General features: G+C 58.4%; 15 protein-coding genes. 3 read left to right on the top strand and 12 right to left on the bottom strand.

Annotation, left to right across the window (positions count from 1 at the left end; all coding sequences use genetic code 11):
• Positions 1–144: 144 nt before the first annotated feature.
• Entirely contained in the window at positions 145–1425 is a 1281-nt protein-coding gene (locus WKI41_RS00335) for an aspartate kinase (protein WP_062423988.1), read from the bottom strand.
• A 343-nt stretch (positions 1426–1768) separates the two neighbouring features.
• On the opposite strand from WKI41_RS00335, the gene WKI41_RS00330 reads away from it, so the two are divergent.
• Positions 1769–3613: a DEAD/DEAH box helicase gene (locus WKI41_RS00330; RefSeq protein ID WP_340191549.1), complete on the top strand. Its 1845-nt coding sequence runs from the start codon at positions 1769–1771 to the stop codon at positions 3611–3613.
• A gap of 35 nt (positions 3614–3648) precedes the next feature.
• Here the strand turns inward: WKI41_RS00330 and WKI41_RS00325 are convergent, their stop codons facing one another.
• A complete protein-coding gene (locus tag WKI41_RS00325) occupies positions 3649–4431 on the bottom strand; it encodes an SH3 domain-containing protein (protein ID WP_340191548.1) in 783 nt (260 codons plus the stop codon).
• A 215-nt stretch (positions 4432–4646) separates the two neighbouring features.
• On the opposite strand from WKI41_RS00325, the gene ubiG reads away from it, so the two are divergent.
• Positions 4647–5393: a bifunctional 2-polyprenyl-6-hydroxyphenol methylase/3-demethylubiquinol 3-O-methyltransferase UbiG gene (gene ubiG, locus WKI41_RS00320; protein WP_340191547.1), complete on the top strand. Its 747-nt coding sequence runs from the start codon at positions 4647–4649 to the stop codon at positions 5391–5393.
• Between the two features lie 10 nt (positions 5394–5403).
• Here ubiG and WKI41_RS00315 read toward each other — a convergent pair whose 3' ends face one another.
• The 4 genes from WKI41_RS00315 to WKI41_RS00300 are packed head-to-tail and all read right to left on the bottom strand — an operon-like array spanning position 5404 to position 7781.
• On the bottom strand, positions 5404–5832 hold the full coding sequence (locus WKI41_RS00315; protein ID WP_340191546.1) for a DUF1178 family protein: 429 nt from the start codon (positions 5830–5832) through the stop codon (positions 5404–5406).
• Complete coding sequence (locus WKI41_RS00310) at positions 5829–6689, bottom strand: carbon-nitrogen hydrolase family protein (RefSeq protein ID WP_340191545.1); 861 nt, start codon at positions 6687–6689, stop codon at positions 5829–5831. The genes WKI41_RS00315 and WKI41_RS00310 overlap by 4 nt, the downstream gene beginning before the upstream one ends.
• Positions 6690–6725: 36 nt before the next feature.
• On the bottom strand, positions 6726–6980 hold the full coding sequence (gene grxC / locus WKI41_RS00305) for a glutaredoxin 3 (RefSeq protein ID WP_062423982.1): 255 nt from the start codon (positions 6978–6980) through the stop codon (positions 6726–6728).
• Positions 6981–7022: 42 nt separating this feature from the next.
• Positions 7023–7781: a ComF family protein gene (locus WKI41_RS00300; RefSeq protein ID WP_340191544.1), complete on the bottom strand. Its 759-nt coding sequence runs from the start codon at positions 7779–7781 to the stop codon at positions 7023–7025.
• An 81-nt stretch (positions 7782–7862) separates the two neighbouring features.
• Here WKI41_RS00300 and WKI41_RS00295 point away from each other — a divergent pair, with 81 nt between their 5' ends.
• Positions 7863–8735, top strand: coding sequence for a methyltransferase domain-containing protein (locus tag WKI41_RS00295; protein WP_340191543.1), 873 nt, complete (start codon positions 7863–7865; stop codon positions 8733–8735).
• Between the two features lie 5 nt (positions 8736–8740).
• Here WKI41_RS00295 and WKI41_RS00290 read toward each other — a convergent pair whose 3' ends face one another.
• The 6 genes from WKI41_RS00290 to WKI41_RS00265 all read right to left on the bottom strand — a co-directional run bounded on the left by WKI41_RS00290 (position 8741) and on the right by WKI41_RS00265 (position 13048).
• The gene (locus WKI41_RS00290; RefSeq protein ID WP_340191542.1) at positions 8741–8938 is read right to left on the bottom strand and encodes a Flp family type IVb pilin; all 198 of its coding nucleotides are present in this window, start codon (positions 8936–8938) and stop codon (positions 8741–8743) included.
• Positions 8939–9200: 262 nt separating this feature from the next.
• Positions 9201–9518 (bottom strand): hypothetical protein, encoded by a 318-nt coding sequence (locus WKI41_RS00285; protein ID WP_340191541.1) that lies wholly within the window; start codon positions 9516–9518, stop codon positions 9201–9203.
• Positions 9519–9661: 143 nt separating this feature from the next.
• Entirely contained in the window at positions 9662–10075 is a 414-nt protein-coding gene (gene mutT, locus WKI41_RS00280) for an 8-oxo-dGTP diphosphatase MutT (RefSeq protein WP_340191540.1), read from the bottom strand.
• Positions 10075–10845: a GNAT family N-acetyltransferase gene (locus WKI41_RS00275; protein ID WP_340191539.1), complete on the bottom strand. Its 771-nt coding sequence runs from the start codon at positions 10843–10845 to the stop codon at positions 10075–10077. The genes mutT and WKI41_RS00275 overlap by 1 nt, the downstream gene beginning before the upstream one ends.
• 17 nt (positions 10846–10862) lie before the next feature.
• Entirely contained in the window at positions 10863–12104 is a 1242-nt protein-coding gene (argJ, locus tag WKI41_RS00270; RefSeq protein ID WP_340191538.1) for a bifunctional glutamate N-acetyltransferase/amino-acid acetyltransferase ArgJ, read from the bottom strand.
• An 80-nt stretch (positions 12105–12184) separates the two neighbouring features.
• Positions 12185–13048, bottom strand: a complete 864-nt coding sequence (locus WKI41_RS00265; RefSeq protein ID WP_340191537.1) for a peptidylprolyl isomerase — start codon at positions 13046–13048, stop codon at positions 12185–12187.
• Between the last annotated feature and the right edge of the window lie 20 nt (positions 13049–13068).

The following is a 13068-nucleotide window of genomic DNA, read 5'->3' as shown; positions in this document are numbered from 1 at the left end:
CGATCGTGCGAACCATTGCGGCACGCACGAAAGGCTCAATCAAATTTATAGCGTACCGCCTCCAGCCCACAAGCCGGAAATGGCACTTGCATCAGAACAGCGCGCTTCAGATAGAATCGAATAACGTGTGCCGACGTTCAAGAATCAACTTTTATCCAGACCATAAGCAGAATGCAAAGTGCGAACTGCAAGTTCGGCATAGGCACCGTCGATCAGGATCGAAATCTTGATTTCCGAGGTGGTGATCGCCTTGATGTTGATGTTCTTTTCAGCCAGCGCCTTGAACGCGCTTGCGGCAACGCCCGCATGGCTGCGCATGCCGATACCGATGACCGACACTTTGGCAAGGCCGGTCTCGTTCTGCACGACGTCGAAGCCGATCTGCGCCTTGTTATCTTCGAGGACCTTGAGGGCCTTGGGAGCATCGCCGGAAGGAACCGTAAAGGTCATATCGGTGCGCGAACCGTCTTCGGAGATGTTCTGCACGATCATATCGACATTGATATGCGCTTCAGCGAGCGGGCCGAAAATCGCGGCCGACACGCCCGGACGATCCGAGAGGCGACGCAGCGAGATTTGCGCTTCATCCTTGGCATAGGCGATGCCGGTTACGACTTCCTGTTCCACGATTTCATCCTCGTCACAAATCAAAGTACCGGGCGGATTGATAAGGTCACCCATGCCCGGCGCATCGGGATCTTCAAAGCTGGAGCGCACGAAGGTACGGACCTTGTGCACCATGGCAAGCTCGACCGAACGGACCTGCAGAACCTTGGCACCGAGAGAGGCCATTTCGAGCATTTCCTCGAACGCCACCTTTTTCAGGCGACGAGCCTTCGGCTCGATGCGCGGATCGGTCGTGTAGACGCCGTCCACATCGGTATAGATGTCGCAGCGGTCTGCCTTGACGCCTGCGGCGATCGCAACGGCGGACGTATCGGAACCGCCACGTCCAAGGGTCGCGATGCGATTATCCGGGCCAAGACCCTGGAAACCGGCGATGACTGCGACCTGCCCTTCACCCATGCGGCGAATGATATCGGAACCGTCGATATCGAGAATGCGTGCCGCGCCATGGGCGTTGTCGGTGCGGATCGGGATCTGCCAACCCTGCCACGAGCGGGCGTTCACACCCATGGACTGGAGCGCGATCGCCAGGAGACCGGATGTGACCTGTTCGCCAGATGCAACGACGGCATCATATTCACGCGCATCGTAAAAGGATGCGGAGCCACTGGCACCGGCGACCTTTGGCGTGTTTTGCACCCAGTCGACAAGTTCGTTGGTCTTTCCGGACATCGCCGAAACCACCACGGCCACTTCATGGCCGGCATCCACTTCACGTTTCACATGTCGTGCGACATTGTGAATACGTTCGAGGTTTGCGACGGACGTGCCGCCGAATTTCATGACAATGCGAGCCATAGCCTAGACCAGTACCATCCCACTGCGCCGCGAGAGCGGCAGATAAGCACACATCCCGTTTCCCCCGGAAAAACCGGGCTTACAGGTTGCGGGTCTCTTAGCGAAAAGGATAAGGCCATGCAATGCCGTTTGTGAACCATGCGGTACGGTTGTGGACACGACCGGCATGCTCCCCAAACGAAGGCGAAAAGGCAAAATCGGCAAGCGTACCGGCCCGCACTGTACAAAGTCGGGCAATCGCAGTAAAAGCGCGCCACATGAAATGGCCATAGTGGCCTTAATGGCCTGTGTGACGTCGTCCGTTTGGGACAAATGCAGGCATCCATATTCCGAAAGACGGTAGATGACAGACACTCAGGGTATCGCCCCTGCGATTGCGCAGGCGTTGGAGAAGCGCGGCTACAAAGACTTGACCCCCGTTCAGCAGTCCATGCTGGACCCGGAACTTGCCGATAAGGACGCGCTGGTTTCGGCGCAGACCGGTTCGGGCAAGACGGTCGCTTTCGGCATAGCGCTGGCGCGCACCCTTCTTACCAATGGTGAGCGTTTCGGCCAAGCTGGCGCTCCGCTCGCTCTCGCCATTGCGCCCACTCGCGAACTTGCCATGCAGGTAAAGCGCGAGCTTGAGTGGCTCTACGAATTTGCCGGTGTCTCGATTGCCTCCTGTGTGGGCGGCATGGATATCCGCAACGAACGCCGTGCGCTCGAACGCGGTTCTCATATCGTTGTCGGCACGCCTGGGCGTATCTGCGACCACATCAAGCGCGGTGCACTCGATCTGTCGTCGCTGCGCGCCGTGGTGCTCGACGAAGCAGACGAGATGCTCGATCTCGGCTTCCGCGAAGACCTGGAATTCATTCTGGAAGAATCGCCTGAGGATCGCCGGACGCTGATGTTCTCCGCCACCGTTCCGCGCAGCATCGCCAAGCTTGCCGAGAGCTACCAGAAAAACGCTGTGCGCATCGCCACCGCTTCCGAGCAGAAGCAGCATGTCGATATCGAATATCGCGCCATGATGGTTGCGCCTTCGGATCGCGAGCACGCCATCATCAATGCGCTGCGTTTCTACGAGGCGCGTAACGCCATCGTTTTCTGCTCGACGCGCGCTGCCGTCAATCACCTGACGGCACGCCTGAACAATCGTGGCTTCTCCGTGGTCGCGTTGTCCGGTGAATTGTCCCAGAACGAACGTACCCACGCGCTCCAGGCTATGCGCGACGGTCGCGCCCGCGTTTGCGTCGCAACCGACGTCGCTGCCCGTGGCATCGATCTGCCTGGCCTGGAATTGGTGATCCACGCCGATCTGCCGACCAATTCCGAAACGCTTCTTCACCGCTCGGGCCGTACGGGCCGCGCCGGTCAAAAGGGCGTCAGCGCAATCGTCGTTCCCGTCAATCAGCGCCGCAAGGCCGAACGTCTCCTGGAAGGTGCCAAGATCAGTCCCGCTTGGGTTCATCCGCCATCTGCAGACGAGATCGTCGAACGCGATGGTGCCCGCCTGCTGGCCGATCCGTCGCTAAACGAAGCCGTGAGCGATGACGAACGCGATTTCGTTACCAAGCTTCTGGAGCAGCACGGTGCAGAGAAGGTCGCTGCGGCCTTTGTGCGCATGTATCATTCCGGCCGCTCTGCACCCGAAGACATTGCGGAAGTTGCATTGGATGGTCGCAAGCCGCGTCGCGATAGCTTTGAAACCGTTGAGAACAACGCGCCGCGTCGCGATCGCTCGGACTTTGCCGACAGCGCCTGGTTTACCCTTTCGGTCGGCCGTAAGCAGAATGCTGAGCCCCGCTGGCTGATCCCCATGCTTTGCCGCTTCGGCAAGCTGACCCGCCAGGATATCGGCGCGATCCGCATGCAGCAGACGGAAACCTATGTGGAACTGGCAGCCGATGCCGTCGACCGCTTCGAGTCCGCGCTCGGCAAGGACATGACCCTGGAAAAGGGAATCCGGGTCAAGGCCATGGAAGGCAAGCCCGAAATGACGGGCAAGAGCCGCGAGGACACCCGCCCGCCAAAGGCCCAGAAGAAGTTTGCTGGCAAGGGTGATTTCGGCGGCGAGCGCCGTAGCGAAGACAAGCCCTGGAAGAAAAAGGCCAATGCCGCAGGCGACAGGCCCGGCAAGTTCGAAGGCAAGAAAGACAAACCCTTCGATAAGCGCGGACCTAAGAAAAAAGATAATGCCTAACGAAAAAAGCCCGGCTCAGCGCCGGGCTTTTCTGTTTAACGGCCTTCGCAGTTGCGGTCGCCTGGGCGGCACCACATTCCGCCCTGATTAGAAGGCTCCTGTTGCTGCTCCTGCCAGCGCCGTTGGCGCTCGCCATCATCCCAGTTGCGGTCGCGTTCGCCGTCCCGGTTGCGGTCACGCTCCCAACGGGGCCGATCGCCGTCACGATCACGCTGGCGTTCTCTTTCGCGCTCCATCCGCTGCTGTTCGCGTTCGCGACGGTCGCGATCGCCTTGATCCCAGTTGCCGTAACGCTCTTCCCAGCGGCCGTCATTTGGACCAGGACCACGCCGGTCGCGCCACTCTTCCCGTGGGGGGCGAGGACGGTCACGATCAGCCCATGGCGGAGGTGCATTCCAGTAGCCGCCAGAGGGTGGCGGACGGCGCCAACGGTCGCGCTCGCGGTAGAAGTCACGGTCGCGGTAGTAACGATCCCAGTAACGGCCAACCTCGAACGTGATCACAGGCACGCCTAGATCGCGATAATAACGCGGCTCGACATAGACACGGTTCTGGCGATAGGTCGCCTGAATATAGCGCCCCGCCACCCAGCCACGTCCATAGCTGAACGACACATCACACCACGGCGTGTCGGAAAGGCAGCCATGAATGGTCAGTGGCGCTCCATTCGGAATGACGACGACTGCGGGATAGGCAGTACTGGGACCAGAACGCAGGTTGACGTTGGCGGTAGCAAATCCGCGCGTTGCCGCTTCAGCGAGAGCAGGCGCGGCCATCAGCGCCAAAAGCGCAATCGCACCAAATAATTTCTTCTTCACTTTTTCCTCCTCAAGCAAAGGCCTGGCCACCGATGTCGGCAATCAGTGTGGGAAAAATACGCTTCCCTTGCTGAACGCAGCATGAAACGAAAAGCCCGCTAAAGCAGTTCCTTGCGACAAGGGATCGCGGTGATCGATCCCCGCCGTGTTTACCTCACCCTTGACTTCACTCCCCAATCATCCGACTTCAGGCTAGACGCATTCAGGAGAAGACCATGAGCGAGACCGCGAAAACGACGATCGATCAGAGCGAAGTGGATCGCTTTTCCGCTATGGCCGCGGAGTGGTGGAGCCCTACGGGGAAATTCCGTCCCCTGCACAAGTTCAACCCCGTCAGGCTCGAATATATCCGCAACCGCGTCTGTGAAAACTTTGGCCGCGACCCCAAGGGGCATCGTCCGCTGGAAGGCCTGCGCTTCCTCGACATCGGCTGTGGCGGTGGCTTGTTGTCGGAGCCGATGGCGCGAATGGGCGCCGACGTGGTGGGCGCCGATCCATCCGAGAAGAACATCGGCATTGCTTCCACTCATGCGCGCGAAAGTGGGGTTCAGGTCGATTATCGCGCCGTGACCGCGGAACAGTTGCAGGCAGCGGGCGAAACCTTCGACGTCATCCTCAACATGGAAGTGGTCGAACACGTGGCTGACGTGAACCTCTTTCTGACCACATGCGCGCAGATGGTCCGCCCGGGCGGGCTGATGTTTGCTGCGACGATCAACAGAACGCTCAAAGCGCGCGCACTTGCGATTTTCGCCGCCGAGAATGTCCTGAAGTGGCTTCCTCGCGGAACACATCAATATGAAAAGTTGGTTCGCCCCGACGAGTTGGAAGGTCCGCTGACTGCCAATGGCCTGGAAATCATCCACCGTACGGGCGTTTTCTACAACGTCCTGCAGGACAGGTGGAACTTGTCGCCCGACATGGATGTCAACTACATGATGCTGGCGAAGCGTCCGGCCTGACCCGAAGCCGTCAGTTGACGTCGTCAGGCAGAAGGGGAAGAGGCGCCACCTCTATCCCCTCTTCAATCAATGCCTTGGCGTCCTCAAGCGAGGCCTGGCCGATAATGCCGCGCTCTTGCGCTTCGCCGTAGTGGATCTTTCGCGCTTCTTCCGGAAACTTGTCGCCGACATCGTCGGCGTTGGCGCGAATGGAAGCAACCGCCTGCCTGATCTTCGTCAGCACTTCCTTTTGCGCTGTGTCCATCGCCAGTGTTCGCATGGCCTCTTTCTTCCGTCCCGTCGAGATGGAAGGCGCCATCAGTGTCTTGCTGACGGCCTGTGAATTGCACACCGGGCAACTGATGAGTCCACGTTCGATCTGGCTGTCGAAATCGGCGCTGCCCGAGAACCACCCCTCAAAGGCATGCGCATGTTCACAGGTCAGCGCGTAGCGTATCAAGCAAGCGCACTCCGGGAAGCCGCACGGGAGGCCACCGTATCGAGTTGGAAGTCGCGCGCATTCTTCAGGTTGGGGATCTTGCCCCGAACGGCAGAAACCTGTTCAGGGTCGATATCCGCAACGATGATCTCTTCGCCAGTTCCACCGGCAGCAGCCAGAACCTTACCCCACGGGTCGATGATCATCGAATGGCCAAAAGTCTCACGACCATCTTCATGCTGTCCGCCTTGAGCGGCGGCGATGACGAAAGCGCCGTTCTCGATCGCGCGGGCGCGCAGGAGGATTTCCCAGTGCGCCTCGCCTGTCTGCTTGGTAAAGGCCGCCGGAACCGTCAGAACCTGTGCGCCGGCAACGGCTTCCGTGCGAAAGAGCGATGGAAAACGCACGTCGTAGCAGATGGCAAAGCCAAAGGTTGCCAAAGGGAGTTGTGCGATGCGCGCCGCTTCACCCGGCTGATAGGTAGCGCTTTCGCGCCAGCTTTCGCCGTTGTCGAGATCGACATCAAACATGTGGATCTTGTCATAGGTGCAGATGCGGTCTCCATCCGGCGCAAACAAGAAGCCGCGATTGGCAATCTTGCCATCGGGTCGAGCAATCGCCGTCGAGCCAACATGGACATAGATCCCGAGTTCACGCGCAAGCTTTGCTGCAGTGGCAACGATGATGTCGCAGGCTTCGTCCTTCAGAACGGCCTGAAGTGCAGCCCGGTCGCGCTGCAGGGCACCCGTCATCTCCGGCGTTTGCACGTAAACGGCGCCTTGCGCGACAGCCTCTCGGATCAGCCTCTCCATGGCTTCGGCGTTTCGCTTAGGATCCGTTCCCGAGCACATCTGGATTGCGGCAGCCTTGAAGCTCATGTCTCTCTTCCCAATGTCCATTTCGATTATCGGCAGTTATGCGGCAAGAAGCGGATCGAGCTTTCCATCCCGATCAAGGGCGTGAAGATCGTCACAGCCACCGACATGCTGTTCACCGATGAAGATTTGCGGAAAGGTGTTGCGGCCAGATTTATCCATCATTTCCTGACGATACTGAGGATTTTCCGTCGCATTATATTCCGTGAAATTCACGTTCTTGCTCTGCAACAAAGCCTTGGCGCGAGCGCAGTAGCCGCAGAAATCGCGCGTGTAGATCGTAACGGATGCCATTTATCTGAACCTCAAAACCGTCTGGAACGTCAATTTGGCATGTCATATAGGCCCGGATATGGCCATTGCAAAGGTCAAAACAGTGACTTCTGCGGCCCCTGATTTTTTAAGCCGCTTTGCCGCTGCCGACACCGTTGCTCCCGTGGTGAAGACATCATCGACAAGCACGACGTGCTTGCCGAAAATGTCGGCGTCCCGCCCCTGTGAAAGCGCGAAGGCACCCTGGACATTTTTCTGCCGCGCTTTCGCTGAAAGGCCAACCTGCCGGCTTGTTGACTTCACCCTTATAAGCGTCGCTGGCAAAAAGGGCTTGGCGGCAATTGCTGCCAGATGCCGCGCAAGTTCCGCCGACTGATTGAAACGGCGCGAGAAAAACCGCCGACGGTGAAGTGGAACGGGGATGATGCAATCGCATGTCGCAAGCGCTTCGCTGCCGGCCCTCGCCATCCACAAAGCCATCAAGCCTGCAAGATCGGTCCGATCCTGATACTTCAACTGGTGGACCAACTTCCGGGCGGGACCATCGTAAATCGTCGCCGACCTCAAGCGATCAAAGCTTGGCGGATTGGATATGGCTTCAGCGCTGACCATTCCCTCCCCGTGGTCATAGACGAATGGGATGCCTAAGATCTCGCAATAGGGCCGCTCGATGAATTTAATCTCTGGCCAGCATTGAATGCAGAAGGCACCGGCGCCACCTGTAGCGCGACCGCATCCGGCACAGGCCGGCGGGTAGATGATGTCGCTGACACGTCGAAGCAACCAATGCAGAGGCTGCGCGACAATCTTCCTCGAAACCATCGCCCTCCCCTTGTGCTCCCTCGCTTGACAATAGGGGGAAAGGGGTGCCTTTGCGACAGCAAAATGATCACAGGTTGGCCAATGGACATTCTTTTCGACCCGGCGCTTATTAAACGCCACCGTGAGCGCGCATTGCAGATCGGTGACCGTCAGGCTCACTTTCTGCTGAATATCGCCGCAGACGAAATTGCCGACCGCATTGCCATCGTGGAGCGCCACTTCGATACCGCAATCGAGCTTCACGGCGCAACGGGTGTGACGGCACAGCGCGTTATGCGGACCGGCAAAGTGGGCTCGATGATCCGCATCGAAACCAGCCAGGATTTTTTCGAACCTGAGACAACCTCCAAGGTTGCACCCCTTGAAGACCTTGCCCTCGAACCCGCCTCCGCCAACCTCGTTATCTCGCCGCTGTCGCTGCACCTGACCAACGACACCCCCGGAACGCTGATCCAGATTCGCAAAGCATTGAAACCGGATGGCTTGTTTCTGGCCGCCCTCCCCGGCAGCGGCACCTTACAGGAACTTCGCGATGTCCTTCTGACAACAGAGGTTGAGATCCTCGGCGGCGCAAGCCCGCGCGTGATCCCCTTCGCCGACGTGCGCGATATCGGTGCGCTCTTGCAGCGCGCGGGTTTCGCTTTACCGGTGACGGATACGGAGACCTATACGGTGCGCTACGATTCCATCTTCCCGCTGATGCGCGACTTACGCGCCATGGGAATGGCCAACCCGCTGATGGGACGCAGCCGCGCACCGCTCAACCGCCGCTTCTTCATGCGCGCTGCTGAGCTTTACGCGCAACGCTACAGCGATCCGGACGGCAGGATCAGGGCCACATTCTCCATCATCTACATGTCGGGCTGGGCACCGCACGAGAGCCAGCAAAAGCCGCTGAAACCGGGTTCTGCCAATGTGAGGCTTGCGGACGCTTTGAAAGCCAAAAGCACCTGAACCCGTTAGGACGACATGGCGCTGTTCAGCGCATCCACCACTGCGGTGAAGATCCCGAGAAGGCCCTCCCGCACGCTGCCGAGACCAAGGATCAAGGCTCCACCAATAATGCCGACCAGAAGACCATACTCGACGGCTGTGGCGCCGCGCTTATGGGTGATGAAATCTAGGAAGTAACGCCAGATATTATTTTTGATATACAAATCGCAAATCCCTGCCGAATAGACGCAATATAAGCATCTTGACTGAACATGCCTGTGAGGATGCACCGTTTGGATGTTTATTTCGTTACCGGACATGGGACGTTTCTACGAGACGTTGTAGAACGTCAGGGATTGATGCCGTGATACTGAAGAGACAGTTAAGTGTTCGGGGGCGAACGCCATGGCATGGCACATATGAGCGCTCGCCCCACGTTCTCTCGGACATGGGACGGATGCTCTACTCCCTGTGGTCTCAAGCGTCTCAGCAGTCGCGGCCGCTCGAATATCCGTCCACAATGCACACGGACCCCGGCATGGGCTGGGTAATGCTACGGCGAATGCTGTAGGTCGACGGCTGATCGCCGCGTTTGATCGATCCGGTGCTGATCATATCGATATTGTCCGGCACCTGCGCAAATCGGGCCGACGAGGTCTTGCCAGCCAGCATGGGTGTTACGATCAACGAGAGTGCAACCGCCACCATGCCGAATAGAAGTGCGACGTTCAGAACGCCGATCCGGCGTGACTTGGCGGAATAAGACTGGCGGTCTTCAACGGTTTTCCAGAAATCCTCATTCATCACTCGGCCTCACTACGCGCCATTTACCAAATCTTCAGCACTGCAATTTGCCAGAGCTTGCTAAACGATCGGTTAATGACGTGCCGTTCCGGGACGCGCGAGCCTGCTGAAAACCACCAACCCCGGGCCTTTTCACAGAAATTTTAAAGAAGATCCTGGAGGTAGGGAATGAGAGGTTCGTCAGCCGGCGGCATGGGATATCCACGCAGAGCCTGCGGCTTGACCCATTTCACCCTTTGCCCCTCCCGACCATGTGGGATGCCTTCATAGCGACGGCAGACATAAAGCGGCATCAGGAGATGGAACGTCTCATAGGTATGGCTGGCAAAGGTGAGCGGCGCGAGGCAGGCGATCTTGGTGGTGATGCCAAGCTCTTCGTCCAGCTCACGCACCAAGGTCTCTTCAGGTGTTTCGCCCTGTTCGACCTTGCCGCCTGGAAATTCCCAAAGCCCCGCAAGCGACTTGCCCTCCGGCCTCTGTGCCAAGAGTATCCGCCCATCCTGATCGACAAGGGCACAGGCTGCGACGAGCAAGATTTTCTTGAGCTGCTCATCCATTACGGAGTGTCCTTACCCCAATAGCGATAGGTATAGGCCTCTTCGAAACCAAACCGCTCATACAGAGCGAGAGCCGGAACATTGGTCGAGACCACCTGCAGCCAAGCTGTCTTCGCGCCGCTGATCCGCGCCCACCGCAGTGCAGAGGTCAAGATTTCACGACCCACGCCCTTGCGGCGCGCAGCGCTTGCAACTTCGAGCGACATGAGACCTGCGAGATCATTGTCCTGCACGCAAATGACGGTAGCGTGCGGATCGCCCTCCACCTCTTCCTTGATGAAGAGGCCGAGATTTGGCTTGATCGAGCTGACGATCTCGGCAATCGGCGAGCGCAGCGACGGATCCTCGTTACCCACCTTGAGGCTCGCTTCCACAAACCTGCCGATATCATGGGTTGGGAGATGGGCCATTGTCTCCGGCAATTCGGCATTGATCAAATCCGCGGTCATCACCTTCACTTCTTCGAAAACAGTCCAGCCATTATCGTAGAGGTGAGCCCTGAGTTCCGGCGGCATCAGCGTCGTTTCGCGGATGATCAGCGGTCTGCCGAAATCCTCGAAGCGACGGCGCGCCTTTTCAAGTCGCACGTCGCAATTGCCGTAATCGGACGGGTCCAGCGGCACGACGCAGTTGATCCGCTTGGAGGGATGCGAGCCCGTCAACCGTATCTGCCAACTGCCATCATAGATGACCGACGAAGCCGGCCAGGCACGAAAGCTTACCGCCTCGAGGCGGCGAACGAGAGGCAGATTGACGGCACTGCTATGCATGGGTTTGGCCTCCACCGTTAGCTCCGGTAGTCGCCGTTGATTTCGACATATTCCTTGGTCAGATCGCAAGTCCAAACTGTCGCAGTGCCATTGCCAAGGCCGATATCCACCTTCACCGGAATATCCTGCTGCTTCATGACGGCAGAAGCTTCTGCTTCGGAATAGGATGGATCGCGCTCACCATTGACCGCAACGCGCACATTTCCAAACGAGATGGCCAGGCGGTCGCGATCGGCAAGCTCACCGGACTTGCCGACAGCCATGACGATGCGGCCCCAATTGGCGTCTTCGCCCGCAACCGCGGTTTTCACCAGCGGCGAGTTGGCGATGGAAAGCGCAATCTTCTTGGCAGCGGCATCGCTTTCAGCGCCGGTGACCGTCACTTCCACCATCTTGCGCGCACCTTCGCCGTCGCGCACGACCTGAAGCGCAAGATCCTTCAGAAGATCGTTGAGTGCGGCGCGGAAACCTTCGAGCTTCGCATCGTCGGCATTTTCGATACGTGCCTGACCATCGGCTGCAGCGCCGCCAGTGGCGAACAGCATCAGGGTGTCAGAAGTAGACGTATCGCTATCGACTGTCACTGAGTTGAAGGTCGGGCCAACGCCTGCAGCTAGCAGAGCCTGCAAAGCGGGCGAAGCGATATCGGCGTCGGTGACGATGAAGGAGAGCATTGTCGCCATATCGGGCGCGATCATGCCGGCACCCTTGGCCATCCCGTTGATGGTGACCTTGACGCCGTCGATGTCCGCGGTCCGGGTCGCGACTTTCGGATAGGTATCCGTGGTCATGATGGCCTTTGCGGCCTCCAGCCAAAAGTCATTCGTGGCATCGGCATTCATTTGATCAAGAACGCCGGCGAATTTCGAGGCATCGAGCGGCTCGCCGATCACGCCGGTGGAGGCCAGGAACACTTCTCTTTCGCTGCAGCCGACGGCCGCTGCGGCAGATTTACCCGTCAGCTCGGTGGCAGCCTTTCCCTTTTGCCCGGTAAACGCATTGGCATTGCCGGAATTGACTACGACCGCACGAGCGGTGCCGCCTGCAAGATTGGCGCGGCAGTAATCGACCGGAGCCGAAGGGCAACGGGACTTGGTGAACACGCCGGCAACAGCAGCCGGTTCATCGAACACCATCAACAATACGTCGGTTCGGTTCTTGTACTTGATACCAGCGGCAGCCGTCGCCATGCGCACACCGCGGATGACAGGCATCTCAGGATAGGATTTTGGGGCAAGTGGGGAGACGGCAGCGGACATGGAAATCGACCTGCGTTGGAAAAGACAATGCTGAAAGCGAGAAAAGGGCGGCTCAGCGCCGCCCTCATAATTTGAGCCGCTTACTGCTGCGGCTGAGCGTCTTGCGCCTTGTTGACTTCGTCGTATTGCTTGCGGAGCGCCTCGTCCTTGATATCGACCTTCTGTTCGGCCTTGGCCTTCTTGATGAGGTCCATATACTTGTCACGCATGACCAGCTGGCGAACCTGCGGTTCGACCTGCTCGAATGCCGGCGGAGGCGAGATGCGCTTGTCTTCAACCTTGATCACATGGAAGCCGAACTGCGACTTGACCGGCTCCTTGGTGTAGGTGCCCTTCTCCAGCTTGAACGCGGCTTCTTCGAACTCAGGCACCATGCGTCCTTTGCCGAACCAGCCGAGATCGCCGCCATCATCCTTGTTGGAATCGGTCGACTTTTCCTTTGCCAGTTCCGCAAAATCCTTGCCGGAATCGAGCTGCTTGATCACGTCCTTGGCTTCTTCTTCCGTCGCAACCAGAATGTGAGCAGCCTTGACTTCTTCTTCCTTCGGCAGTGCTGCGACTTCCTTGTCGTAGCGCGCCTTAACCTCGGCATCCGTCACGGCGTCAGCCACGTGCTTGCGGAAATAGGCATTGTGCAGTTCGCGGTCGGAAATGAAGTTCAGACGCTTCTTGAAGTCGTCCGTCTTGTCCAGACCTTCGGCAGTCGCGCCTTCGACGAGGAGCTTGACTTCGATCGCGCTGGAAAGAGCGGCGACCTTCTTCTGCTCGTCGGGAAGCTGGGCCAGCTGGGAGTCGAGATTGCTCATGGCCAGATCGAGTTCCGATTGACGGATCTCGAGATCGCCAACCGTGGCCACCACGGCGTCTTCCGCTGCAAAAGCAGGAAAGTGAAGACCAAGACCGGCCACGATCACGGCAGCGGCGATTCTATTGTAGCGCAACATATTGAACCTTTCGGAGACAA

The sequence above is a fragment of the Agrobacterium larrymoorei genome, from assembly GCF_037722385.1.
GTDB classification, from domain to species: Bacteria; Pseudomonadota; Alphaproteobacteria; order Rhizobiales; family Rhizobiaceae; genus Agrobacterium; species Agrobacterium larrymoorei_C.
This window is presented reverse-complemented; position numbering and strand designations above follow the sequence as displayed.